The following is a 25496-nucleotide window of genomic DNA, read 5'->3' as shown; positions in this document are numbered from 1 at the left end:
CGGCATCGGATTTTGGACGGAAGGATCGTGATGGTTCCGGGCGGATGAGATAGCACCTCAAGGATGACTTAGGCCTAAGTATCCCTATATAGCCCGGAACTGCGTGTTTCGGGCTTTTTTGTTTTATTTCAACCTCAATTCACATGGAAACCCTTATTACCCAGGACGAGTTACTGGCCCTGGGCATTGACTCTCCCGAATTACAAAAGCAATTTCTACGAGTCTCTAACGGCCTGATTTCAAACGGCGTTTATCCTAAAGATAAGGTAATGACGCTCTTTGCTCAGTTGTTGGAGAACCCAAAGAAGTTTGCGTACTCTAAAAATAAATTAACCAACCTCGGACTCGCCGTAAAGAAGATAGCAGATGCCGGGCTATCCATCACCCTGACTGATTATGCCCGGGAAATTCTGGCGGTAGAAGCCGCCCGCACCCCCGTATATGAGTTACCTGCACGGCCCGGTCAGACTACGCGGGAGTTTATTTTACGCGAAGAACCCCTGCCCTACCAGGTTTACGGATCGGATTTTATCGAAGAAGGAGCGATCAAACAGATGCAGACGGCGATGCAGTTACCCATTGCAGAAGCCGGAGCCTTGATGCCCGATGCTCACCAGGGTTATGGTTTGCCCATCGGCGGGGTGCTGGCAACGACGGCTAATACCGTCATTCCTTACGCCGTTGGTGTGGATATTGCCTGCCGGATGTGCCTGAGCGTGTTTGACTTACCTGCTTCGATGATTCAAAACGAAACCCGTTTGCTGAAGTCGCTTTTAAACGAACATACGCATTTTGGTATGGGAAGTGAGTCACGGAAGAAATTTGACGATACCCTCTTTGAAAAACCTGAATGGTCGGCAACCAAGCCCATTCGCGAGTTACGCGATAAGGCCTATCGGCAGTTAGGAACATCCGGGACGGGAAATCACTTTGTGGAATGGGGAGAGCTGGAAGTACTTTCCGACGAGTTATTACCCGCTGGAAAATACCTGGCCTTGCTTTCCCATTCAGGCTCGCGGGGTTTTGGTGGTAACATTGCCAATCATTATTCTAAACTGGCTATGCAGAAGACAAAGCTTCCTAAAGAAGCTCAGCATCTGGCCTGGCTGGATTTAGATTCTCAAGAAGGGCAGGAATACTGGATTGCCATGAATCTGGCGGGAGACTACGCTTCAGCCAATCACCACGAAATCCATAATAAAATGGCTCGGGCGTTGAATCAGTCGCCTCTGGTAATGGTGGAAAACCACCACAACTTTGCCTGGAAAGAAACGCTGGCCGATGGCCGGGAAGTGATCGTTCACCGCAAAGGAGCTACGCCTGCGGGTGAAAAGGATTTAGGGATTATCCCCGGTTCGATGACGCAGCCTGGTTATGTCGTTCGTGGAAAAGGGCTCGATGCTTCGCTGCAATCGGCTTCACACGGAGCAGGGCGACTCATGTCAAGAACCAAAGCCATCCAGACGATTCAAAAGTCTGACGTAAAGAAAGCTCTGGAAGAGGCGGGCGTTACGCTTATTGGAGCCGATCTGGACGAAGCTCCTATGGCCTATAAAAACCTGGAGCATGTCATGGCGGCTCAAACGGATCTGGTTAGTGTATTAGCGAAATTCTCACCCAAAATCGTCCGCATGGCTGATGGTCGCGAGAAAGCGGAAGATTAATCTGGTTTGAGAGATTTGATTTGACAGGGTTTGAAAACGTTTTGATTCTATCAAATCTTCAAACGAAATCAAAACCTGTCAAACTAATAAACCACAGAGTTACTCAGAGTTATGCACAGCGTTTACTGTGTTGACTTTTGAGTAACCCTGTGGTTAAAACTTTGCACTAATAACTCTCAACCCAACAACCAACAACTACTTTTTAGCCGTTGAGAACGAGTAAGGGGCATCTGAGGCAGCCGTTCCACGTTGCTTGTTAGGCTTGGCAGACATTTGGAAATTGATGGTGGCTCCCTTCATTAATTCCTGATGGCTCAGCCAGTTTTTCGTAGAGGCCTTGCCGTTCACATTTAAAGACTGTACGTAGCGATTATTATCATTGTTGTTAGCCGCTGAAATCACCACTTTCTTGCCATTTTCCAGCTCAACCGTTGTTTTCTTGAACAAGGGCGTACCCAATACATATTGGTCGGTGCCGGGGCAAACGGGATAGAAACCCATCGCGGAGAATACATACCAGGCCGAAGTCTGACCGTTATCTTCATCCCCACAATAGCCATCGGGCGTGGGTTTATACATCCGCTCCATTACTTCCCGCAGCCAGTACTGAGCTTTCCAGGGTTCGCCCGCGTAGTTATAGAGGTAAATCATGTGCTGAATGGGCTGGTTGCCGTGAGCGTAATTGCCCATATTCATAATCTGCATTTCACGGATTTCATGGATAACTCCACCGTAGTACGAATCGTCGAAAATCGGAGGCACTACGAATACCGAATCCAGCATTTTCACGAATTCTTTCTTACCGCCCATTAAATCAGCCAGACCCTGTACATCATGGAAGACCGACCAGGTGTAGTGCCAACTGTTTCCTTCGGTGAAGGCATCCCCCCATTTGAAAGGATTGAAGGGCGACTGGAATTTACCGTCCTTATTTTTACCCCGCATCAGCTTGGTTTCAGGATCAAACAGATTGCGGTAGTTCTGGCTACGTTTCGCAAACAAATCAATCTCCGCCTGCGGACGGTTAAGGGCTTTCGCTAACTGATGAATCGTCCAGTCATCATAGGCGTATTCCAGCGTCCGTGCCGCGTTTTCGTTGATTTTGACATCGTAAGGAACGTAACCTAGCTCATTATAGTACTTTACCCCTTTCCGGCCAACGGAACTCAATGGGCCTTCGTTCTGGGTATTTTTCAGGATTCCTTCGTACAGCGTATTAATATCAAAACCACGAGCCCCTTTCAGGTAAGCATCCGCAATCAGCGAAGCTGAATTCGAGCCAATCATACAGTCACGATGACCAGGGCTGGCCCACTCGGGTAAGAAACCACTTTCTTTATAGGCATTCGCCAGACCTTCCATGATGTGGGCATTCATACTGGGGTACATCAGGTTAAAGAAAGGAAATTGTGCCCGGAAGGTATCCCAGAAACCGTTATCCGTAAACATGTACCCGGGTAACACCTGACCATTATAAGGACTGTAGTGCATGACTTTTCCAGATGCATCCAGCTCATAAAACTTGCGGGGAAATAGCATCGAACGGTACAGGCAGGAATAAAACGTCCGGGTTTGGTCTACCGAACCGCCCTCTACATTCAGACGGCCCAGCTCCTTATTCCAGATTTTGCGGGCTTTTTCTTTGACCGTCGCAAAGTCATCCTTACCAATTTCTTTTAAATTCAATTCCGCCTGCTCGGCACTGATAAAGGAAGACGCCACCCGAGCATATACTTTCTCACCTTTCTTGGTAATAAAACCAACGACTGCTCCTACGTGGTTATCCTGCACCTGCATTTTGTTGGGGACAGCATCTTTTCCACTCCAAACCATCGTGTTGGCAAAGGGACGATCAAACTGAATAACGAAGTAGTTCTTGAAATTGGAAGGCACTCCACCACTGTTTTTGGTCGTGTAACCTACAATTTTATTCTCTTCAGCAATGATTTTCACGAATGAACCTTTGTCAAGGGCATCGATAACCACGCGGGATTCTTTACTGTCGGGGAAAGTAAATTGTAAAGCCGCCGCTCGCTCAGTCGGAGCAATCTCGGTGGTTACGTCGTGATCCGCCAGATATACTTTGTAATAATAAGGCTTAGCTACTTCCGATTTATGCGAAAACCAGCTGGCCCGCTCGTCTTGATCGAAACGAAGCTTACCTGTAGTAGGCATGATGGCAAACTGACCGTAGTCATTAATCCAGGGACTGGGTTGGTGAGTTTGTTTGAACCCTCGAATTTTATCCGAGTCATACGTATAAGCCCAGCCATCGCCCATTTTACCTGTCTGGGGCATCCAGAAATTCATTCCCCAGGGCAGGGCAATGGCGGGATAAGTATTACCAGTAGAGAGACTGTGCTTCGATTGGGTTCCCATGAGGGTATTCACCCATTCCACGGGTTCGGCTACTTTGGTCACCTCCTGAGCGGTTGCCGTCAACATCGACAAGCCCAGCAGGCTAAGCAGACAAGAGCGTATCATTAATGAAATGTTTAGAAAGTGGTATTCAATGGAAAAAGTAGCAATTTGGTGGTTTCAACTCATTTTCCAGCAGAAGAAAGCCGAAAAACCTTTGGAAAGCCAAACGAAGTTTGTAGCCATTGATCTATTCGGACTTTAAACAAACGATTCCCCTCCTAGTCTCAACCTTAATCCAAACCTTACACTCATGTTTACCGTAGAACAGATTGAACAGGCTCATGAAAGAGTAAAATCAGGAGCCGATTTTCCAAAATATATTCAGGAAATCAAGGCCCTAGGCGTAACGACATTTGAAACCTGGGTAAAGGACAGTCACACGGACTATTTCGGCGAAAATGATTATCAGACTTCATCTCAGCCACAATATGAGGAGCTAAGCATTGCAGCTACCAATCAGTCTGAGGCATTCAAGCAATACCTGAAAACTCACCAGCGAGGAGAAACGGATTATTACACATTCTGTCAGCATTGTGCTGAAACAGGCATTGAGAAATGGATAGTCTCTTTACAGCAGATGACCTGTACTTATTATGATCAGGCAGGTAATGAGATTTTGGTGGAACAGATTCCTGGTTACTAACTTATTACTCGGCTTTTCCTGCCATCCTGCGTAAAGCGACGGCTAAACCCCTCGCCTGTCATCTCGAACGACGTGAGAGAACTTCTACAGAAGGAGACGGATTTAGAGGAGTAAAGCTTTCCCTAAGCCAAGTAAGCTCGTCAAATCAATAAGATCCTTCTTCGCTCTGGATGACAGGCTTGTTTTCTTGTGTCATCTCAAGAGTCATTAATCTACCATCATTTCCCACTACCTTAGGTCATTCAAAGCCAACGGCTGGTACGCTATGAATGCAACCCTTTCGAACACTTATTACGACGATTATCTGTCTTCTCTACTTACTTTAGATTTTTCTGCAGCTTTTGCTGAGCTAAAAAGCAAAGACTGGACGATTGATAATTTCAAGTTTTACACCGCGGTATCGGTCATGGCTTCTTCCCGAATCGAAGGTGAAAGCCTGGAGGTTGACAGTTACGTTAAGCATAAGTTGCTTGATATCGAATATTTACCAACGCTAACCGAGAAACCCAATGATTTGTATCGGGCCTATGAATTTGCCCGGGATCATTCGCTAACACTTAACCATTTTCTTCAAGCTCATTCCATAGCTACTGAACATTTATTACCCGAAGCTTTTAGAGGAAAGGTAAGAAACCGAAACATGCTAATTATGGATCAGCAGAGTAATCGTATTCGCTACGAGGCTGCTTCAGGAAATGTAGTAAAAGAAGAATTTGAGATTTTCTGGAGCGAAGTAAACGCCCTGATTCAGCAGGAATTAAGTCTTGAAGAAGCCTTTTATTATGCCGCTTTTATTCATCTGGTTTTTGTAAAAATCCATCCGTTCAACGATGGGAATGGACGAACGGCCCGCTTGCTAGAAAAGTGGTTTCTCGCCAGCAAGCTGGGTGAAAAAGCCTGGTACCTCGGGAGTGAATTTTATTACTATACTCACTTGCAGGACTACTATAACCATCTGGGAAGAGTTGGGTTATTTTATAAGGCTTTGGATTATGACAAGGCTTTACCTTTTTTGAGGATGTTACCCTTGAGTTTGGTGTATAAATAATACCCCTTAGTATTTTCTATTCTTACCGCTTCATTAACATACATTTTTACCTAATCTAAATGAATAAAATATTTACTTACCTCAAGGTCATAGCTATTCCCGTTGCCTATGGATTAATACTCCGTTATCTATTTGGGGTTGAGGATTGGCAAAGACTGTATTCTGTCATGTCCCTTACGTTTCTGGTTTGCTTACCAACCATCATGGGCATCCTGACCATCTTTTTTTCCAGTGAAGAAAAAGCGAAAGAACGTTCTTATCGCTTTTTTGCTCCCTGGGTTCCTATTCTGTTTTTTTCGTACTCACTCTACTAGTGGGATGGGAAGGATGGGCCTGCTGGCTTATGGTATTACCGCTTTTTTTTCTAGCTGCTTCCCTAGGGGGCTTTATTGGCTGGAGACTTAAAAATAGGAATCGGAACAAAAGAGTATACTTATCTACCATCCCCTTAGTACCTTTACTCATTACCCCACTTGAAATGACAGTTGGCTCAATACCAGGCACCTATCAAGCTTATACCTTTATCGATATTCAAGCTCCTGCCGAGAAAATATGGAGTAATGTTACCAGAGTTAAAGAAATCAAAAAAGAACAAGATACAGGTTGGCTAACCAACGCCTTAGGCTTTCCTAGACCCGTCAAGGCCATCCTCAATTATGAAGGAGTCGGAGCGTATCGCGAAGCTATATTCACGAATGGATTAGTTTTCCATGAAACTGTTTCTGAGTATATTCCTCAAAAGAAAATGGTATTTTCAATTAAGGCTTATCCCCACGAAATTCCATCAACGACGCTGGATGAACACGTAGTTATCGGAGGTAAATACTTTGACGTATTGAATGGAACGTATGAATTAGAAAAATTGAATTCCAAAACGTATCGATTGCATTTATATAGTCACTTTAAATTAACAACTACCTTTAATTTCTATGCAAGCTGGTGGGCCAGATGGATTATGCAGGATATTCAGGATAACATTTTACAGGTAGAAAAGTATCGAGCAGAAAATGAATAAATTACCCATTATACAGATTGATTTCATGAAAACTACGAATGATCAGTGGAGTGTTACGATTAGAGTATCTACAACATTTTATGGCTTCTAATTGTCTCTTAACCATGCCGTCTTAAAATTTGTCAACTAGTTAATAGATAATTATTGTAAATAATCAAATCTTCATTTAGTACCCATAACGGATTTTATAGTAAACTCTTTAGTTATGCATTTAATAAATTATTATGCATATTTGAAATCTTTCACCATAAACTTCCTATCTATTACGATGAGCTTATTTTTTCGATTGACTTTTGTTATATACTTTTTTAGTTATTTAAACTTTACTGTTTCAGGACAGCATATTATCGAGTTACCAGAACACACTTTAACTACTAATAATCTTGGATTTAATTTTAAAAAGGTTATAGATGCCCGACTTTTTAAGGATAATATAGGCCTATTACAAATGAATTAATCGAATGCAATTTTCCAGCAGATGTATCAGAGTATTTAGAAAGTTACCTTAAAAGAAATCTTTCTTCTAGTGGAGACAGCCTAGTTCTAGTAATAAATGATTTATGGGTTAGTAACAAATCAAATAACAATACTGGTGAAAAAAAAGTAGATCTTTCGTTTACTATCTGTCGTCAAGACACTTTAGGTAAACTATGGAATATTTATTACGTTGAAAACTTAGCCGAAATAAGCGATTGGAGTGGTCAGGCAAGCTATGGAAAAAAAATTAGGAAATTATTTGATATTTGTCTTAGTGAATTCTCAAAAACTAACTGGAGAAACAATGCCGGAACCTTATTTGAGCTGGGACCACAAACCAATGATAAAGTAGCCAGTTTATTTGAACAAGTTATATTTCCTGCAGGACTATATTTTTCTATTCCTGAACTTATGGATAAGAAACCTAGCATTTTGCCTAACTATATTGATAGTAAACGGTTAGATGGCAAATATTTGGCTATAAAAAACTTGAAGGCTCTTTCTGAAGGAAAAAAGGCATTCGCCTATTCGGATGGGAAGCGTCTGTATATATATGCGAATCAGTACAAAGTGGGAAATAAGGCTACTTACTTTGCACCGGTTCGAGAAACGGGTCGGTTCTTTTTAGTTGAAGATGAACTTGATGCTAGTAATATGAGAATATTGTATTCTTATGGATCAATTGGATTGGCCATTTCTGGGGCAATCTCAGGAGTTGATAGAACAACCGTCATTAATAGGAATGACTTAGGCTTTATTGTGGATTTGTATACTGGACAAACCTATACATGTAACGATAAAGGAATATTGAAACTTCTTACAGAATTTCCAGAAGCTCGGGAAAGATACTTAAACAAAAAGGATCGTAAAACAGCTTCTGTATGGCGTTCCTGCATTATGTATTTGAATCGAAATGAGTTTAATAAATTAAGTAAAAATTAGTTATTTAATCTAAAACTTAAAAAACGGAGGCCGAGCTATTTACTCGGCCTCCGTTTTTATTGCCTACTCATTCTTATAAACCACTCCATCCTTCATAACAAACTTGACATTCATCATCGTTTTAATGTTCTGTAAAGGATTTTCAGAGGTAGCTACAATGTCAGCCATTTTTCCGGTTTCGATGGTGCCGATTTGTTCTTTAATTCGTAGCAAATCTGATGCACTAGCTGTGGCGGCTTTGATGGCCTCCATGGCGGGCATACCGGCTTCTACCATATATTCGAATTCCTTGGCATTAACGCCGTGAATGGAAACGCCCGAATCTGTGCCGAAAGCGATTTTTACGCCTTCTTTGTAAGCCTTCGCAAACATGCTTTGAATCTTTGGTCCTACTTCCAGGGCTTTTCGGGCTTGAACCAGCGTGTAATACCCCATGATTCTTGCTGAATCTGCTACGGTTTTTCCCGCCAGAATCGTTGGTACTAAGTAAGTCCCATGCTTTTTGAACAAAGCAATCGCTTCATCATCCATATACGTGCCGTGCTCCACACTAGTAACCCCCGCCCGGATGGCTCGCTTCATACCTTCGGCTCCGTGAGCGTGGGCGGCAACCGTAAAGCCGTAATCCTGGGCTGTTTCCACGATTCCCCGAATTTCATCTTCGGTAAACTGTGGGTTTTGTGAATTGGAAGCCAAACTCAGCACGCCACCCGTAGCTGTGATTTTGATAAGATCGGAGCCATCTTTATACCGCTGCCGAACGGCTTTACGGGCATCTTCTTTTGAATTTACTACTCCCTCCAGCGGCCCAGGGTCACCCATCAAGTCTTTCCGATACGCATTCGTCGGGTCAGCGTGCCCTCCAGTGGTGGCAATGGATTTTCCTGACGTATAGATTCTTGGGCCTACTACCAAGCCTTTGTTAATCGCGTTTCGTAAAGCCACGTTAACGCCACTCCCGCCCAGATCACGCACAGTAGTAAAACCAGCCAGCAAGGTATTCTTGGCGTTTCGAGTCGATTCAAAGGCAATGTCGGCAGGGTTAAGCGTAAAGCGGTCAATGGCCCCTCCACGACGAGTCTCGGATTCCAGATGCACATGGCAATCAATTAGCCCCGGCATTACCGTCTTACTTTTCAGATCAATAACCTTTTCCCCGGATTTGGCTGATTTATAGCCCTTTTCAATGCCAATGATTTTATTTTTCTCAACGACAATTGTCATTTGGCTCTTGGCTTCGTTTGCTACGCCATCAATCAAGGTACCACAATGAATGAGTGTATTCTGAGCAAAAAGACCTCCTGGCAGCAGACAGAAGAATAGCAGTTTTTTCATAAACTAATTTTGATATGGAAAGATGATCGGTATTTAGCCTATAAAAATATAAAATTTTAAAATAGCATCTATTTTATATATAAAATTTTGTTAAATACAGTATTATCAAAACATACATCAGATCACTCCTAGTAATTCAACACACCTATGATTCGCCTTAGAGGTTGAATCTCACAAGATTATATAGGTATTGCCAGAAGCTTGACAGGTAAAATACTCAAGAAGGCTTAAAATGCCCAGCTCTTCTTTCCAGTTATTAAACATTAGTTATTTAATTGAATCGTCATTTCATCTGATTAACGAGCATTCATAGCCCATCTTATTTTCTCTTCTACTGATCTTAAGTTGCGTGCATTGAACGCTAATTATAGCTCCGTTAACTATAAATTTTTCCCACCATATTATAAGTTAACTTATTATTTAATCTTACTAATAAGTGTCCATTTAGATTGAATGTAAAACTTGATTCGTCTCAATATTTAACTTATCTCAATACCTGACGCATCACTAAATGATGTATAATTAATCTATTAATCCCGCACCCTTACTTATCAAAAGTTATTCTACTTGATATAATTCAACAAAGAATGTCCATTACCTCTTACAAAACGTATTATCTATAATGAAACTACTATGAGTAACAAGTTAAATAGTTAGGTACAAAATTTACAATTAACCTACAAAAATCAATGTACTAATACCAAACACTCAATTTTATTAATTGAGTGTTTATAAATATTAAAATAATTTTAATAACCATTAATGATTAGCAATACAAAAGGCTCAAATTCAATATATTTGTTAGGCAGATATTCCAGTATTTGCAAGTAAGTATAACCTCTATCTATAACTTATTTAAAGCATTAAAACTCCTACCTAAAACCAGCTATTTTTTCAACAATAGGCACTATATACAATCAAAAATTAACAAATTTTAATTTACTATTTTTATAAACATTCCTTTCAACCACAATCTTGATCTATAATTTAAACCCTAACTATTTGTCTAATGAAAAAAGTTTTACTACTACCTCTATTGTGGGGGATTACTTTTCAAAGCTTTGGGCAAGACGTCGACTCCAGTAAGTCGGAACGTCCGCTCCCAACGTATACGGAAGGTTTTGCTCTGGGTTTGAAAGCTGGAACCGCAGGCTTTGGGCTCGATCTGTATCATTCTATTAATCGCCACTTCACCGGGAGAATAGGTTTTGGACTCTTCAATTACAAAACCCGGTTCATTTCTGGATCTAGTACAGATGATGTTCAAATCGGTTTGGATGGAAATATCAAGATTAAAACGGTTAACGCCCTGATCGATTATTACCCTTTCAAACGCATGGGATTTCGTCTGACGGGAGGAATAATGCTTAATCTGAATGAGGTAACTCTGGACGGAAAGCCAACCCGTGACGTAAAACTGGAAGATTTAACCTTTACAGTGGATGAAATTGGCACGCTTTCGGGTAAAGCTGAATTTAATAAACTAGCTCCCTACATAGGCCTGGGGTTTGGGCAGCCTTTTCTTCGCAATCGACTTAAGTTCAACATTGACTTAGGATTCTTTTATCAGCAGTCGCCCAAAGTATCCCTGACCGCCACCAAGATGTTAGAGCCTTCGCAGGACCAGGCCGCTATTATTGAGCGGAACCTGAAGCCTCTCAAGTATTATCCTGTTTTGAATTTAGGTGTCTCCTACCGTTTAAATAAATAATCCACTGCCTTCATGAAAGATACTGTTTTTTCTAAAAAACGGATGCTTGGCGGAGTTCTGCTGAGTTCTTTTCTTGCCGTAATTGTCTTTGCCTGTAAAGACTTAAAGGATATTGCTAATCTGGATCCATTGGAAGATGTAAATTTTTCAATTAATGCGAATCCATTTACTGCTCCGGTGATGATTCGGTTTGTTAACGCAAACCCTACTGCAACCAACCAGCCGGGGGCTTTCGACGTAAGCGTTTCGGGTACTAATGCGGACGTTGTTTATATGGCAGATGGTTCAAAAACTTTTAAGGCCTCTCAGGGGCTACTGCCTTTAGGTATGCGATCAAAGGTTACTCCATCAGCCAGTACTCCTTTGAAGTTTACCATTCATGCAACGGTCTCTGGCTTCAGCCCCGTTTCTTATAATGTGATGTTGACGGATACTTCGCAAAGCGAAATCCAGATTCCACTCGTTGAGTTGAACAACCCAGCCGAAGGGACTTCGGCCCGCGTAGCCAGCACTACGGTAGACGGAAACGGAAACACCACGGCTGCCGTCACCATTGTTACCCCTAAAACCGCTGCTACCGCAGATGAAGCTACATTAACTATTGCGTCTGGGACTCAGATGCAGGATGCCTCTGGCAAAGCTCTGGCAGCGGGTCAGGTTCGGATGGAGGTAGTGCATTATACCACGACATCCGATCAATCGCTAAGCTCGTTCCCCGGCGGATTTGTTGCTGATAACGTGCTCAATGCCAGTGGTCAACCCATGAGTCCCATTACTTTTAGTACGGCGGGATTCATTTCCATTAATATGACCTCGGGCGGAACCAGTGTGAAGAAATTCTCTAAGCCCGTAGAAGTTACAATGGATCTGGATGAAACCTTAACTAACCCTACTACAGGCCAGACGATTAAAGCCGGTGAAACGGTTCCACTGTGGAGTTTGAACGAAGAAACTGCCCAATGGAAAGAAGAAGGTACGGCAACGATTTATGCCGATGCCAATGGAAAACTTCAGGCTAAATTTAACATTACTCACCTTTCTAGCTACAATCTGGACTGGTACACTTCCGCCTGTGTTAATCACGTATTAAACATTCAGTTTCGCTTCAGTTCTTCCTCTACGGTCGGTCGGTATTATTACGTTGTCTTCCGGGATCAATCTGGGCGGTTTTTAACTTCCAGGTATATGTATATACGGGATGGTGAGGTCGTTTCCTTTTATCGCCACCCCACTTTCCCAAACTTAAAAATTCAGGTGTACGACAATTATTATAGCTATAATTCTTCGAAAGTCATTGGACAGGCTACCGTAAGTAATCCTTGTTCCAGTGGAACGGTAACTTTAACCGTTACTCCCCCGACACCCCCTGAATTTGTGAATGTCAAACTTAATTTCACTGCAACGAATACCAAGAGCAAGTACAGCTACCGCCCATCTGGCTGGATCTATTTTTACCGAACGGGAGGTTCCTATTGGTGGGAACCTGGTAGTTATGCGTATCTCTACTCCTATTATGGACAAGGAAGTACTCAAGTCATCAAAAATGGCACCTACTATGTATACGCCTACTTCAATCGGAAATGGGAGTATACCCTCATCAAATTCGATCCCTCAAGTCTGCCTCAAACAATCAATGAGCAGACTTTAAAAGGAAAGGCTAGTTATAATTCAGCTACCAATACTATCGATATTGCCTTGACAGCAGATATTAAATAGGACAGATATACAGTAAAAAAGGTACTTCAACCTGGGTTGAAGTACCTTTTTTATTAATCAGTTTTATGCAATCCAATTGATACAGCTGAAGCTCATAACGAAGTTTTCTCCAGGCCTTTTCTTTCCAGTTTTTTAATCACCCAGGCTCCTACTTTCTCCCCCTGCGTACGGCCATTCACAATAGCGTCCATGAAGTGAATACCTCCGTATAAACGAGACATCCCCGCCTCATCGGCGGCTTGCATAAACGAAGTAAACGAGCGGGCTTTGAGTCCAAAGGGTTCTTCAACCGTATCGGTATAAGCAAAATGGTCCCCTAAATAATGCGTTAACACCGTAGCAACAGCCGTTGAAATAGTAGAATGCCCGCTGAGGTACTCTGGGAAAGGTGGCGTTTGCAGAAAGGGCCGCCAGTTAGGATCGACTAACTGCCGAATGGCCGTTTCGGGGCGGATGCGATTACTGCGGTATTTCTCATCCCAGCAACAAATAAATCCATCCATCAGGGTAATGGAAACAATGGTGCTCATCTTGAGGGTTTGAGCTAAATTCAAACCCGCTTTTTTGCAGGCTATGCCCGTAATTCCCAGCCAGTGAGCCCCCGGAGAAATTTTCTTCATGCCCACCATCAGGTGGCCATTATCTTCCAAAGCAAAGGGATTACAGTCCCAAAAAGCGGCAATTTCCTTATGATCGTCCGGGAGTTTTTCCTCAACATTAATAAGCATCAGCTTATAAAATTCAGAGTTTTTATCCTTTGAAAAGGCAACCGGCGGAACCGGTTTAAACTGTGAACAGGTATCGAGGGTAAAGGGACGAACCGTGGCAAAATAAGGTTCTACGGGCGAAAAATACCCCGGGGGTGTAGGATACCAGTTCCCTTCCTGATTTTTAGCCTGATAACGCGGATAGTTACTAATGCGGTTATAGCGATCTTTCTTTGCGTATTTAAGTAACTGCTGACTAATCTGCTCGGCATATTTTTGAGAATGCTCCAGCGTTTGTTCCGAAAACCCGATGGCCTTGCAGGAATCAAGAAAATGCTTTTCATAAGCTGCCATGCGACTGCCCGAAGGCTGCATTTTCTTTGACGTTTCCATGACTGCCAAAACTGCCGCCAGAGAAGCCGAGTGCGATTCTAATCCCTGCGGTTGCTCGATTTTGGGAAAACCGTTCAATACCCCATGCATGCTGTGAATGGAGGAGTCATGCTGGGCCATGACTTCATACCCCGACAAACAGGCGTAGGAAAAAAAGCGGGCAGCCAGCGGCGGATTGGTTACATCATGAATCATGATCTCCGTCATCTCATTCAAGACCCCGGTCAGGGCTTCGGGAGATATCTCGGGCTGCTTCTCTTTCGAACAGCTAAATAAAGTAATCAGCAATAAAAAGAGACTGTATTTTTTCATGGCTTGCGGAGTTGATACGCTTCCAGGGGTTTTTGATTGATTCCGAAAAGCAAACGATTTTCCAGGGGTAATACGCTCCGCACATCACCGCGTAACAGGAAGCCGGATTTGCGTTGAGGAATGTACTGAAATTGTCCTTTGCCGTCTCCTTTCAATAGTACCCCATCATTGGCATTGCAATTCCCGAAACGCAGTCGAGCTTTATTAACATTTCCACAAAGAAGCAGATCCTTTTTACCGTCTTGGTCAAAGTCGAGGCTGGTCACGGTAAATACCGGAGCCAGCTGAGCCTGTATGGGTAAGGCCTGTTCCTGAAAGGTCCCCTTAGGCGTTTGTAACCATAAAGTCGTTTGTAAGGTATTCGCCGATAGCTTCGTACTGCCCTGTAATTCTTCTGGGGTGAAAATGTCCGTAAGCGTGGCTTCGGCGTAGCTTTTATAATCCGGGAATCGCGTCCGCATGATACTCATCTGATCAAGTAATTCATCGCGAGAGACGTAGGGATAGCTTTTCCCCTGAATGTAAAAACAAAGAATAGGGTCCACAGAACCATTATCGTCGAAATCCTTGTACACTAGCTCAGCAGGTTCACGGTCGGAAACTTTGCATTGGGTATTCAGGCCCTGATTACCTCCCAACAAGTCCATTCGTCCATCGCCGTTTACATCGTCCACCAGCAGTTTGTTCCACCATCCCCGATAAGATTTTGGGAAGTATTTACTCGTCTGATCCGTCCAGGTATTCCCCCCACTTACAAAGGCCGTAATGGGCATCCACTCGCCTACCACTACCAAATCCGGTTTCTTATCCTGATTTAAATCCAGCCAGGCTGCATCACTTACCATCCCTATGCGAGCCAACGCCGGGGCTAGCTTTGCCGTCTGATCACTGAAATTTCCTTTTCCGTCGTTGATAAGCAGGAAGCTCGGGGGTGTCTCTGGATACCGCCCGGGGATTACTCTTCCTCCCACAAACAAATCCATGGCTCCATCACCGTTCACATCGGCGGCCCGAACGCAACTTTTGCTAGCGACCATAGCGGGTAAGGCTCCTTTGCTGAGTGCGAAATTTCCTTTACCATCATTCAAATATAAATGATCCGACAAACGGGCATCGTCAGGCATGAGGTCACCGTAACCGCCACTCACCACGTATAAATCCGGGAAATTATCCTTGTTTACATCGACAAATAAGGCATCAGCGTCTTCGCTGGAGGTCTGGAAGCTCTGTTTACGAGTGAAATTTCCTCCTTTTTGCTGGAGGAATAACTCCCCTGCCTTTCCATTACTGCCGCCCACGAATACATCTTCTAATCCATCCCCGTTTACATCGGCTTTTACCATGCAAGGCCCCGTAAACGACAGCGGATTAACCAGTAAAGGTTGTCGCTTGAAATCATTTAAGGAATTGGACGTTGCCTGAACCAATACGGGAGACTTAACGGAATGATACCAGGGGGATTCACTAGTTCCAGGCTTTTTGCCAGAAGAGGCTTCAGACTGTTTAAGCGTCAGTAACTGATCAGCTTTGACAGCCGTTTTCGTTTGCTGTGAACCGTCCAGCCAGGTAATAGTCAGGGAATCAATCTGAGTAGCTGATTTCAATCCAAAATGCAGTACAGAGGACACGCTCGATTGATACCCACGGGTAGGCATCTGCTCAAGAAATTGGCGTTGCCCATTTACTGAAATCATTACTTTGGCCCCAATTCCCTGGGTGTTCCCCCCCTTGCCTTCGAGTTTTACATTCAAAAAATGATTCTTCCGACTCGACTGGTTTTCATACACACTAGCGACATGATTAACATTATTGACGATTAAGTCCAGATCGCCGTCGTTGTCCAGATCTGAATAAGCAGCTCCATTGCTATTCAGGGGCTGATTAACTCCCCAGGCCGCACTGACATTACTAAAGGTCAGGTTCCCATTATTTCTGAATAGATAATTGGTTACGTTAGAGGACGGAATCTGCTGAACCAGCGTCAGTACATCCTGCCGGTGAATATTACCCTGACGATTTTTCATAAAATCACCCATGTATTTCAGGAAATCCATGTTGGTGTAGTCCCGCAGATAGCCGTTAGAAATGAAGAGATCTTTCCAGCCGTCATTGTCATAATCCGCAAATAGAGCAGCCCAGCTCCAGTCGGTGTTGGAAATACCCGCGAGTTGACCGATTTCGCTGAAACTCCCATCTCCATTATTTACCTGGAGCATGTTTCGCATGTACTGGTAATAAAATCCCGAACGCAGATTCAACTCAAATTTTTCATAGTTATCCGCACTCATCAACAGTTTCTGCCTCCGGTTATCTTCGGGTAACATATCCAGCGTAAAAATGTCAGGCAGAGCGTCGTTATTGATGTCAGCGATATCATTACCCATTGAAAATTGGGACGTATGCCGTAAGTAGTTTTGAATTTGATTACGGAAAGTTCCGTCCTGATTATTGATGTATAGAAAGTCTGGAACGGCATAGTCATTCCCAATGTAAAGATCCGGCCAGCCGTCACCATTCATATCTGAAATTCCAATTCCAAGTCCATACGACAGGGAAGCACTCTGGATGCCCGCCTTTGCCGTAACGTCTCTGAAGTGATTACCCGTATTCTCAAACAATCTGGAACCAACGCTGGGATCTTCCTTTTTGAGAATTTCTTTGGTGGCAACCTCATCCAGAACAGGCAGCGATTTAGGATTATGATTTAGTAAAAAAAGGTCCAGATCGCCGTCTTTATCATAATCGAAAAAAGACCCCTGCGTACTATAAGCGGGCTGGTCAAGCCCATACTCCCGAGCCAATTCTTTAAACTGCGGGATTCCATTTCCATCCACCCCCTGATTAATGAAAAGCTGATTGGTGCGGTTCTCAGGAGATACATTCCCCGAATAACATACGTAAATATCCAGCTTGCCGTCGCCATTCACATCGGCCATGCTTACACCCGTTTTCCAGGGACCGGGTCGGCCTGCCGCTCCCGAAGCATCCGTAATATCTTTAAACTGTAAATTGCCCTGATTTAGGTACAGTTTGTTGGGAGTCATATTAGCCGTAAAGTACAGATCATCCCGGCCATCATTATTCAGATCCCCAACGGCTACCCCCCCGCCGTTGTAGAAATATTCATACATTAAAATATTGGTATTCAGCCCTTCAGATAAGGTATTACTAAAGTCGATATGCGTCTGATCCGTAGAAAGTTCTTTGAAAAGAGAGGGACCATTATCGGCAGGAAGACCTTCCTTTTTGTCCTTTTCCTGACAAGCCAGAATAAGAACCAGAAGGCTCAGGGGTAAAAAGCGATTCATGCAAAGTTTCAGTTTGGGGGGACACGCGAGAACCAGGTATTCACGTTGCGAAGAACAGTGCCTAGCCTATTTTACGAAAATAATCTACGCCCTTTCAGACGTAGATTATTTGGTAAAAGTATTTTATCCTTTCTAAGAGATTAGTAACCTGGGTTTTGAACCAATTTATTATTTCGGTTCATTTCGTCCCGATTGATAGGAACAAAATACATTTTATCCAGCCACTTACGATTCTCAATACCGGGATCAATGTTGGTAACCTGATATTTGTAGGTATAGCTGTTTGGATCGTATTTGTAGAGACTTACCGTCTTACCCGATTTGAGCGTACCCGTAATCTGGACAATCCGAGCCTGCTGACCAAGCGTATTTGGAGCAATCATCCAGCGACGGGCATCGTGATAGCGTTGCTCTTCGTAAGCCATTTCAATACGACGTTCGTTACGATAGCGGTCCCGGAGGGCACTTCCCGTTTCAGTAATCGCAGGCATACCGGCCCGGAAACGTATTTTGTTAAGGTACGTTTTTGCTTCGGCATCTTCTCCCAATTCGATACAGGCCTCAACGTAGTTAAGTACCGCTTCCGTATAACGGATCAAAGGCCAGGGAACCTGTTGACGAGTATTTTGATCAACAATCGATGGGTTCGGATCAATGAACTTACGCATGTAATAACCCGTACGACTTCCGTTCCAGTCTTCTACCGAACTTTGACGAGTATCTAAACCAGCCACGGCCACAACGGCTCCACTGGAGTTGGTTACCTGATACTGCCCAGTCTGAATCTGGTTGTTGGGGTCTTTACCCGCTACATCCGAAGGACGGGGCTTCCAGGGTGCTCCATCGTAAAGGATTGTACCGTAGAAGCGAGGATCGCGGTTCTGGTAAGGCGTGGCCGCTTTCGTAGCATCGCTCCAGTCAAACTTGCTACCATCCATCATTTCATAATCATCCACCAAATTCTGAAGTGGAGTATTACCTGCCCAGTTGTGGTAACCGTTGGGTCCGTTGTTACGGCCTACCCAGGCTCCGGCTTCGTCCTTAAGATCCGTGAAATAACGACCCAGAATCAGGTCTTTCTCTCCGCCGTTCTTAGCCGTGGATACATTGATGTAGTTAGTGGTTCCCTGATCTTTGGAAACGGGAGCCGACAAGTTCAACTCATATCCATACGAACCCAGGCTTATGACAGCTTTTGCCGCTGCTTTTGCCTTCTGCCAACGATCAGCCCGGCTACCACTCGTGTACCCTAACACTTCGGGATTAGAAAAGCCAGCAATAGTGGTTGATTTCGTTTTAGCCGTAGGGATATCATGTAAATCACTGGCGGCATACAATAGCACGCGTGATTTAAGAGCCAGAGCAGCCGCTTCAGTAGCCCGACCGGGAAGTAATGACTTTCCTTTCAAAGCCGTAGCGGCATCATCGAGGTCTTTCGTAATGAAAGTGATGCATTCTTCGTAGGTATTCCGTTTTACCGTATAATCGGCTTCTCCCAGTTTGTAGGCACGATCAATGATGGGTACACCACCGTAATATCGCGTTAGTTGCTGGTAAAAATACGCCCGCATAAACTTGGCTTCTCCCAATAATCGAGTCGCCAAGGTAGCATCGCTGAACTGAGGGGTACTCAGGTTCTCGATGGCCAGGTTACAAGCCCGAATCCGGCTGTACATGGCTCCCCACTCGTAGGTATTATTGATCCATCCAATGTCAGCCGGATTGGAACGAGCTTCCGTAAAGGTGTTAATGCCCCGACCTGGGTGGGTAAATAGAGCCTCGTCGGTCAATGAAGCCAGCATCTGTTCATCAAAACCTCCCTGACCAAAGCCGTTGTAGATTTCGCTCACAAACGCCTCAGCCAGTGGTCCATCCTGCCAGACTCCTGACAAAACCACTTCTCCCAGGGGTTGCTTATTAACAAAGTCTCCATTACAGGAAGCCATGAACGCCAGCACCGCAACGAAACCCAGTTTTTGAATTGATTTTCTCATAGTATGTATTTCATTTCGAGCCTGGATGCTATCCTTCGGTAAGAACAATAGCACCCAAACTAACCTTCCTTAGAATGTGATAGACAAGCCCGTGTTGATGATGCGAGCAGGGGGATAGTACTGACCCGTAGTATTATCTGCTTCAGGATCGTACACTTTCAGTTTGTCCACTGTAAAGAGGTTCAGACCATTTACATAGAAACGCACTGCATTCATGCCAATCTGCCTGCTGATGGTTGAAGGCAGGGTATAGCCTAACTCCAGGTTTTTCAGACGAATGTAATCGGAGCTACGCAGCCAGTACGTGTTGTCGTAAGAATAATACTGGTTACTACGGTCCGCAATCCGGGGGTGTTTATCACTTGGATTGTCCACTGTCCAGCGGTGTTGGTATACGTCCAGCAGGTAGTTACCAATACTTCCAGATTCACCCGTACTAACGTACAACTGAGCACCCGTAGCGTACTGGAATAACACCGTCAGATCGAAGTTTTTGTAGTAGAACGAGCCGTTCAAACCGCCTTGCAGCGTAGGAATGGTGTTCTTGTTACCACGAACGCGGTCATCTGGATTAATTTTTCCATTGCCATCGTAGTCTTTGTACTTCATATCTCCAGGACGAACGGTATTCGTAATGGCTGAGTAATCCACCTTGGCAAGTGTGGCATCAATATCGGCTTGGTCCTTGAATACCCCGTCGTATTGATAGAACATGAATGCATTCAGGGGTTTACCCGTCGTACGCTGCCAAGCAGGGGCTCCTGCTGCTTCATCCCAGAAGAGAACTTTGTTTTTGGCGTAACCTCCGTTGAAGCTAATGTTATAGCGGAAATCACCCTTCTGTCCGTTGTGACCAACCTTGAATTCAAAACCGGTATTCTGCATTTTACCGATGTTCTCGGCAGGCAGGTTCATACCCGTTGTTTGAGGAATGGAAGCATTTTTACGCCACAGGATACTCGTCCGCTTGTTGTAGAAATATTCAAACTCGAAGTTGATTTTTCCATTGAACAACTGTCCTTCCAGACCGATGTTTGAGTTATTAGCTACCTCCCAGGTAATGTTAGGGTTAGGAACGCGAGACTCATACAACGTTTTCTGTAACTGGTTATTGATTACGTACGTACCAAAACCTGCCGTCGAATAATACTGATATTCCTGAAGGGACCCGTTATAATAGATCTGGTCATTACCCATTTGGCCGTATGAAGCCCGCAGTTTCAGGTAATTCACGAAGTTGACATTGTTCTTGAAGAAGTTTTCTTCTGAAATTTGCCAACCAGCCATGATACCGGGGAAGAATCCGTAACGGGTTGCCTGGGGGAACATGTAAGAACCATCGTATCGCCACAGGAACTCAGCCAGATACTTCTCTTTGTAGTTATAGGCCACCCGACCGAAGTAGTTCAAACGAGCACGTTCCCAGGCACCACCGTTGTTCGTACGCTCCAGGTCACCACCCGCGAAAAGCTGATCAATAGCGGTAGAGATAAAGTAACGACGGTATGCACTGAAGTTATCGTTACGAACGGTTTCCTTGTTCACACCCGCTAAAACCGTCAGGGCATGATTTCCAAACTTACGTTCGTAGGTTCCGATTCCACCTAACAGTACGTTCAACTGATCTTCATTACCCTGGGTCAGTCGGGGTTCCGCAGGACCACGTTTGCCTCGTACTAAAACAGGCGTTACGCCATCACTTTCGTACGCTCCCTGGAATGTATACAGATACCAGGGGATTTCCCACCGTTTGGTTTGTCTGATGTATTTATCCAGAGCAGCCGTTCCGGTAAATTTCAGTCCTTCTACACCCGGGATTTTAATATCAATCGAACCGTTCGTTTGCCAGTAATAACGCGTATCGCGGTCATATCCCGTCTGATTCGTTGTGATTACCACCGGGTTTTCACCGTTTTCAATGTCAGGGCCAGGCATGCCATTAGGCCAGTAAGCTGGCTGCGTAGGCAGACCACGCATCAACATCCGGAAAATGGTTCCAGCTCCTTTCGTTGGGAAGCGACGGTTTTCCTGACGAGCAATACTTCCCAAACTCACGTGTACGTACTTATTGATATTCGCATCCAGATTCAAACGAAGGTCATACTGTTTGTAACCCGTGGCTGAATTTTTGTAATACGCATCCTGGTTTTGATAGCCGATAGAAGTCAGATACTTCACATTTTCAGTACCTCCACTAAGCTGCACATTGTGCCGCGACTGCGGAGACCAAGTTTTCAAAGCATCTTTAAACCAGTCAGTATTGGGGTGGAACCAGGGATCTGAACCGTCCGCAAATTTCTGGAAATCTTCGGGTTTATAAGGAGCTGCTTTTACCGTTCCATCTGGACGCGTGTAGCTACCTGTAGAGCGGAACGCATCCGTGGCTGCCCGCCATTCATTGGCAGGTAAATTAAAGATTTCCAACTCATTACGCATTTCCGCAAACTGAGAAGAATTCGCCAGTTTAGGAATAACCGTTGGCTGCGAGAAACCCTGATTAAAGGAATAGGATAACTCAGGCTTACCCGTTTTTCCGCGTTTGGTTGTAATCAAAATAACCCCGTTGGCGGCCCGGGCACCGTAAATGGCAGCCGAAGCATCTTTCAATACAGAAATCGTCTCGATATCGGCTGGGTTAATGCGGTCAAAACCACCCGCCCGTGCCGGAATTCCATCTACTACGATCAAGGCATCGCTGTTACCCAATGTGTTTGTACCACGAATCCGAATACCGGCTCCGTCATAACCAGGCTCACCACTGCGTTGCACGGCGATTACACCTGGCATCCGTCCAGCAATAGAGTTCGATAAGTTAACGGCGGGAGATTTCACCAGATCCGTACCTTTTACCGTAGTCACCGCACCCGTTACCGTTTCTTTTTTCTGCTCACCGTAACCTACTACGACTACTTCTGACAAAGACTGAGTATCACTTTGTAGAATTACATCAACGGTTGACTTGGTTCCTACGGGAATTTCCTGTTTGAGGTAACCCACGTAACTGAAAATAAGTACGGCTTCGCTGTTAGGCACCGTCAGTTGATAGGAGCCATCGGCTTTAGTTGTTGTTCCGATAGTCGTTCCTTTTACCTGCACACTCACACCTACCAGGGGTAGGTTATCCTCACCAAGCACTACCCCTTTGATAGAAATATCAGCGGGTGTTTCGGTCGTTTCGGTTTTAGTGATTTTTTCACCAGAAATCATCACCGTATGGGCGGCCAGCATGGGTTTCCGCTTCACTACAATTTGCTCATCCATGATCTGGTAGGTTAATTCCAGAGGGTTAAGCAACTCCTGTAAAGCCGAACCAATGGGCTGGTTGCGGAGAGTCAGGTTCACTTTACGATTAGAAGCCACCAGTTCAGGGCTATATAAAAAATGAACGTGGGCAATTTTCGAAAGTTGAGCCAATACTTCTTCCAGTTCCTGATTTTTTACGGCAATAGTAACTCGTTGGCGGAGAACTTCCTGTCCGGAGCTCTCATGTGCGTGACTGACTCCAACAAAAACTACTGCCATGAAAAACTGCACAAAACTGACTTTCATAAGGTCGTACAGCAGTTTGTTTGAGTAGCTAATTTTTTGCATAAATTTGGGAGGTTTAATAAACCAATTAGACAAACAGATCCCCTGCATCCTTTCTGAGAGGATGTGCATTTTTTTGCAAGCTTTTAAGGGGAGATTTTTCGGCCTCCGATGCGGCAACATCGGGGGCTTTTTTTTCATTGGGGTGTTAAAGTTCTACATAGGCAAATCGTCAAGAAGAAACTAGAAATTGATTAAGGTTTAGTACAGCCTTTTCCGTAAATAGCTACTTCGCCATTACGATATTCATACTTGGCTTCAATAGCGGTACATATCAGGTTTAGCTTTTCCTGTAAGGGCCGATCATCCAATACTGCCGTTAGAGAGCAATACTTCAAGGCCTCCGAATCGTACTGAAAAGCTACTCCATAGGTTTTACTCAGTTTTTCAAATACTTCCTTGATCGGTGTATGAACGTAAGAAAAGGTTTCTTTTTCGAGACTTGATAGTTCAGGCAACGTAATATTTTTGAGATGGAGACTGTAATCCTGTCGCTCAAAGGTGGCCTGCTGTTTAGGTAATACGATCAGCGAAGGCGTTTGGCTCTGCTCTTTTTTATAAACCGCCACTGACCCCGTCTTGACCGTTACTTTCACTTCTTCGTCCGTATCAAAAGCCCGGATATTGAAACTTGTACCGGTTACCTTCGTAATTACTTCGTTAGCGTAGACATAGAAGGGTTGCTTTTTATTCTTTTTAACTTCAAAAAAGCCTTCTCCCTTTAGCGTTACCTCCCGTTTATCTGCCTGAAAGATGGTCGGAAATTCTATTTGACTTTTAGGCTGCAAAAGCAGTGAACTGCCATCGGGTAATAACACCAGCTTCGTCCGCTGACTTGTATTTCTGACGATTTCCCAACCTTTTTTATCCTTTTCTACCGGCGTAGTTACTTGTGCCCATTCGGCTTTTACTGGCCGTTGCGATTTCCAATAGATCCAGCTAACGGCTATAGCTCCCAGAGCTACAAAAACAGCCACCGCGATATTCCATCTCCACCAGCGTAACTGATAAACAGGCGTTTCGGGAGCTAGCTGACTTATAATTTCATTGGATCTTTCCTTGATATAAGCATTTGAAAGCTCAATCTCTTGCTCTGTCAAGGCTTGAAGCAGATGTTTTGCCTGGCTGATTGCGTCTTCTGCTTCGGGATATCTTAATAGAAAAGCGACCCAGAAATTTTCTTCTGATTGTGTTGCTTTTCCATAGACCCAATGCCGAAAGGACGGGTTTTCCAGAAAATCCTCTACCTTGAAATCATTATAACTATCCATGAAATAATTAAAGAGAGAGCTTACTTCAATACGATTAGGAAAATGGATCATGGATATACTCTTTGATAATAAATTTTCTTAAAATAATTTTCCATGAAACCAGATTCTACTCTTTTCCTGAGAGTAAAGCCCTGTATAGCAGATTAAGTATGAAGGGAACGGAGGTGTAAGACTAAAAATCCGTTAGTAATAGAGGTAAACAGCCAATGATGTTAAAAAACAATTGCTGTTTCTGAACATGGCCTTTTAAGTAATGAATGGCTTTCTGAAGATGATTGGAAACGGATTGCCGGTTAATACCCATGATATCCGAAATCTGCTGAATATCGCAGTCGTGATAATATTTCAGAAATAAGGCTTCCCGTTGGCGGTCAGGCAGTTGGGAAACAATTGAAGCCAAATGGGAATTCAGATGCGTTTCAGTTTCCGTATGGATCCAGCTATCCTGAATGCCCCCTTCTAGAAAATCATCCCGATCCTCATGTTTTTCAGAGAAATCAGTTAATCGCTGATGTTGCTTCAGGTCAAAGATAACCCGGTTGCGAAAGGCCTTGAAGAGGTAGTTTTTAACGGAAGCCGGTGTCTCTGTCAAATCTTCCTTATGCTCCCATAAGTAAATAAAGAGGTCCTGAATTACGTCCTCAACGAAATCCTGATCGCGACAAAATCGCATGCCGTAATTAAGCAATGGCTTGTAATGCGAAAGAATGAGTTCCTGAAAAGCCTGACGATCTCCTCTGATGAATTTTTTCCATAAGAGCGGTTCTTCGCTCACGAGTCGATTAGTAGTCGTTTTCATAGAGTTTAGAAGTAATCAATTCCAAATATATAAATTACAGCAATATTATAATTTATTATATGTATAATCTTATTCGATTTAAATGAATTTTTAACCAATTCGCATAGATTCAGCTTGTTAGAAATGAAAAACGGTCTGTGGGAAAAATCCAC

At 43.9% G+C, this 25496-nt stretch carries 16 protein-coding genes; 8 read left to right on the top strand and 8 right to left on the bottom strand.

Translation table 11 applies throughout. The features are described 5' to 3' along the window. Positions 1–143: 143 nt before the first annotated feature. Positions 144–1664, top strand: coding sequence for an RtcB family protein (locus BWI96_RS13825; protein ID WP_106637203.1), 1521 nt, complete (start codon positions 144–146; stop codon positions 1662–1664). Positions 1665–1859: 195 nt separating this feature from the next. On the opposite strand, the gene BWI96_RS13820 is transcribed toward BWI96_RS13825, so the two are convergent. Beyond that, complete coding sequence (locus tag BWI96_RS13820; protein WP_106637202.1) at positions 1860–4148, bottom strand: GH92 family glycosyl hydrolase; 2289 nt, start codon at positions 4146–4148, stop codon at positions 1860–1862. A 187-nt stretch (positions 4149–4335) separates the two neighbouring features. Here BWI96_RS13820 and BWI96_RS13815 point away from each other — a divergent pair, with 187 nt between their 5' ends. The 5 genes from BWI96_RS13815 (at position 4336) to BWI96_RS13800 (ending at position 8210) form a co-directional block, all read left to right on the top strand. After that, entirely contained in the window at positions 4336–4728 is a 393-nt protein-coding gene (locus BWI96_RS13815) for a DUF1398 domain-containing protein (RefSeq protein ID WP_106637201.1), read from the top strand. 265 nt (positions 4729–4993) lie between these two features. Beyond that, positions 4994–5776, top strand: coding sequence for a Fic family protein (locus tag BWI96_RS13810; RefSeq protein WP_106637200.1), 783 nt, complete (start codon positions 4994–4996; stop codon positions 5774–5776). Between the two features lie 59 nt (positions 5777–5835). Continuing rightward, positions 5836–6090, top strand: a complete 255-nt coding sequence (locus BWI96_RS21625; RefSeq protein WP_157830367.1) for a hypothetical protein — start codon at positions 5836–5838, stop codon at positions 6088–6090. 29 nt (positions 6091–6119) lie between these two features. Next, entirely contained in the window at positions 6120–6791 is a 672-nt protein-coding gene (locus BWI96_RS13805; protein WP_106637199.1) for a hypothetical protein, read from the top strand. An 888-nt stretch (positions 6792–7679) separates the two neighbouring features. Continuing rightward, positions 7680–8210, top strand: a complete 531-nt coding sequence (locus BWI96_RS13800; RefSeq protein WP_106637198.1) for a DUF6563 family protein — start codon at positions 7680–7682, stop codon at positions 8208–8210. Positions 8211–8273: 63 nt separating this feature from the next. Here BWI96_RS13800 and BWI96_RS13795 read toward each other — a convergent pair whose 3' ends face one another. Beyond that, a complete protein-coding gene (locus BWI96_RS13795) occupies positions 8274–9545 on the bottom strand; it encodes an amidohydrolase family protein (protein WP_106637197.1) in 1272 nt (423 codons plus the stop codon). Between the two features lie 1009 nt (positions 9546–10554). On the opposite strand from BWI96_RS13795, the gene BWI96_RS13790 reads away from it, so the two are divergent. Further along, entirely contained in the window at positions 10555–11256 is a 702-nt protein-coding gene (locus BWI96_RS13790; RefSeq protein WP_106637196.1) for a hypothetical protein, read from the top strand. A 12-nt stretch (positions 11257–11268) separates the two neighbouring features. Continuing rightward, positions 11269–12972 carry a hypothetical protein gene (locus BWI96_RS13785; protein ID WP_106637195.1) on the top strand — a complete coding sequence of 568 codons (1704 nt, stop codon included), beginning with the start codon at positions 11269–11271 and terminating at the stop codon, positions 12970–12972. A gap of 92 nt (positions 12973–13064) precedes the next feature. Here the strand turns inward: BWI96_RS13785 and BWI96_RS13780 are convergent, their stop codons facing one another. From BWI96_RS13780 to BWI96_RS13755, 6 genes are all read right to left on the bottom strand, one after another. Continuing rightward, the gene (locus BWI96_RS13780; RefSeq protein WP_106637194.1) at positions 13065–14384 is read right to left on the bottom strand and encodes a vanadium-dependent haloperoxidase; all 1320 of its coding nucleotides are present in this window, start codon (positions 14382–14384) and stop codon (positions 13065–13067) included. Beyond that, positions 14381–17692 carry a VCBS repeat-containing protein gene (locus tag BWI96_RS13775; protein ID WP_106637193.1) on the bottom strand — a complete coding sequence of 1104 codons (3312 nt, stop codon included), beginning with the start codon at positions 17690–17692 and terminating at the stop codon, positions 14381–14383. Before BWI96_RS13775 ends, BWI96_RS13780 begins: the two co-directional genes overlap by 4 nt. Positions 17693–17832: 140 nt before the next feature. After that, positions 17833–19686 (bottom strand): RagB/SusD family nutrient uptake outer membrane protein, encoded by a 1854-nt coding sequence (locus tag BWI96_RS13770; protein ID WP_106637192.1) that lies wholly within the window; start codon positions 19684–19686, stop codon positions 17833–17835. Positions 19687–19755: 69 nt separating this feature from the next. Continuing rightward, positions 19756–23277: a TonB-dependent receptor gene (locus tag BWI96_RS13765; RefSeq protein ID WP_232793731.1), complete on the bottom strand. Its 3522-nt coding sequence runs from the start codon at positions 23275–23277 to the stop codon at positions 19756–19758. A gap of 191 nt (positions 23278–23468) precedes the next feature. Further along, positions 23469–24596, bottom strand: a complete 1128-nt coding sequence (locus BWI96_RS13760) for a FecR family protein (RefSeq protein ID WP_106637191.1) — start codon at positions 24594–24596, stop codon at positions 23469–23471. A 121-nt stretch (positions 24597–24717) separates the two neighbouring features. Further along, positions 24718–25344: an RNA polymerase sigma factor gene (locus tag BWI96_RS13755; protein ID WP_106637190.1), complete on the bottom strand. Its 627-nt coding sequence runs from the start codon at positions 25342–25344 to the stop codon at positions 24718–24720. Between the last annotated feature and the right edge of the window lie 152 nt (positions 25345–25496).

Source organism: Siphonobacter sp. SORGH_AS_0500 (assembly GCF_002838835.1).
Classification (GTDB): Bacteria; Bacteroidota; Bacteroidia; order Cytophagales; family Spirosomataceae; genus Siphonobacter.
The sequence above is the reverse complement of the archived record's forward strand: the minus strand, read 5'-3'. Positions and strand labels throughout refer to the sequence as shown.

Coding starts and splice junctions, on each gene's coding strand:
- BWI96_RS13760 (WP_106637191.1), bottom strand. CDS start 24,596: ATGATCCATTTTCCTAATCGTATTGAAGTAAGCTCTCTCTTTAATTAT.
- BWI96_RS13825 (WP_106637203.1), top strand. CDS start 144: ATGGAAACCCTTATTACCCAGGACGAGTTACTGGCCCTGGGCATTGAC.
- BWI96_RS13795 (WP_106637197.1), bottom strand. CDS start 9,545: ATGAAAAAACTGCTATTCTTCTGTCTGCTGCCAGGAGGTCTTTTTGCT.
- BWI96_RS13800 (WP_106637198.1), top strand. CDS start 7,680: ATGGATAAGAAACCTAGCATTTTGCCTAACTATATTGATAGTAAACGG.
- BWI96_RS13775 (WP_106637193.1), bottom strand. CDS start 17,692: ATGAATCGCTTTTTACCCCTGAGCCTTCTGGTTCTTATTCTGGCTTGT.
- BWI96_RS13780 (WP_106637194.1), bottom strand. CDS start 14,384: ATGAAAAAATACAGTCTCTTTTTATTGCTGATTACTTTATTTAGCTGT.
- BWI96_RS13790 (WP_106637196.1), top strand. CDS start 10,555: ATGAAAAAAGTTTTACTACTACCTCTATTGTGGGGGATTACTTTTCAA.
- BWI96_RS13765 (WP_232793731.1), bottom strand. CDS start 23,277: ATGCAAAAAATTAGCTACTCAAACAAACTGCTGTACGACCTTATGAAA.
- BWI96_RS13810 (WP_106637200.1), top strand. CDS start 4,994: ATGAATGCAACCCTTTCGAACACTTATTACGACGATTATCTGTCTTCT.
- BWI96_RS13755 (WP_106637190.1), bottom strand. CDS start 25,344: ATGAAAACGACTACTAATCGACTCGTGAGCGAAGAACCGCTCTTATGG.
- BWI96_RS13785 (WP_106637195.1), top strand. CDS start 11,269: ATGAAAGATACTGTTTTTTCTAAAAAACGGATGCTTGGCGGAGTTCTG.
- BWI96_RS13805 (WP_106637199.1), top strand. CDS start 6,120: ATGGTATTACCGCTTTTTTTTCTAGCTGCTTCCCTAGGGGGCTTTATT.
- BWI96_RS13815 (WP_106637201.1), top strand. CDS start 4,336: ATGTTTACCGTAGAACAGATTGAACAGGCTCATGAAAGAGTAAAATCA.
- BWI96_RS13820 (WP_106637202.1), bottom strand. CDS start 4,148: ATGATACGCTCTTGTCTGCTTAGCCTGCTGGGCTTGTCGATGTTGACG.
- BWI96_RS13770 (WP_106637192.1), bottom strand. CDS start 19,686: ATGAGAAAATCAATTCAAAAACTGGGTTTCGTTGCGGTGCTGGCGTTC.
- BWI96_RS21625 (WP_157830367.1), top strand. CDS start 5,836: ATGAATAAAATATTTACTTACCTCAAGGTCATAGCTATTCCCGTTGCC.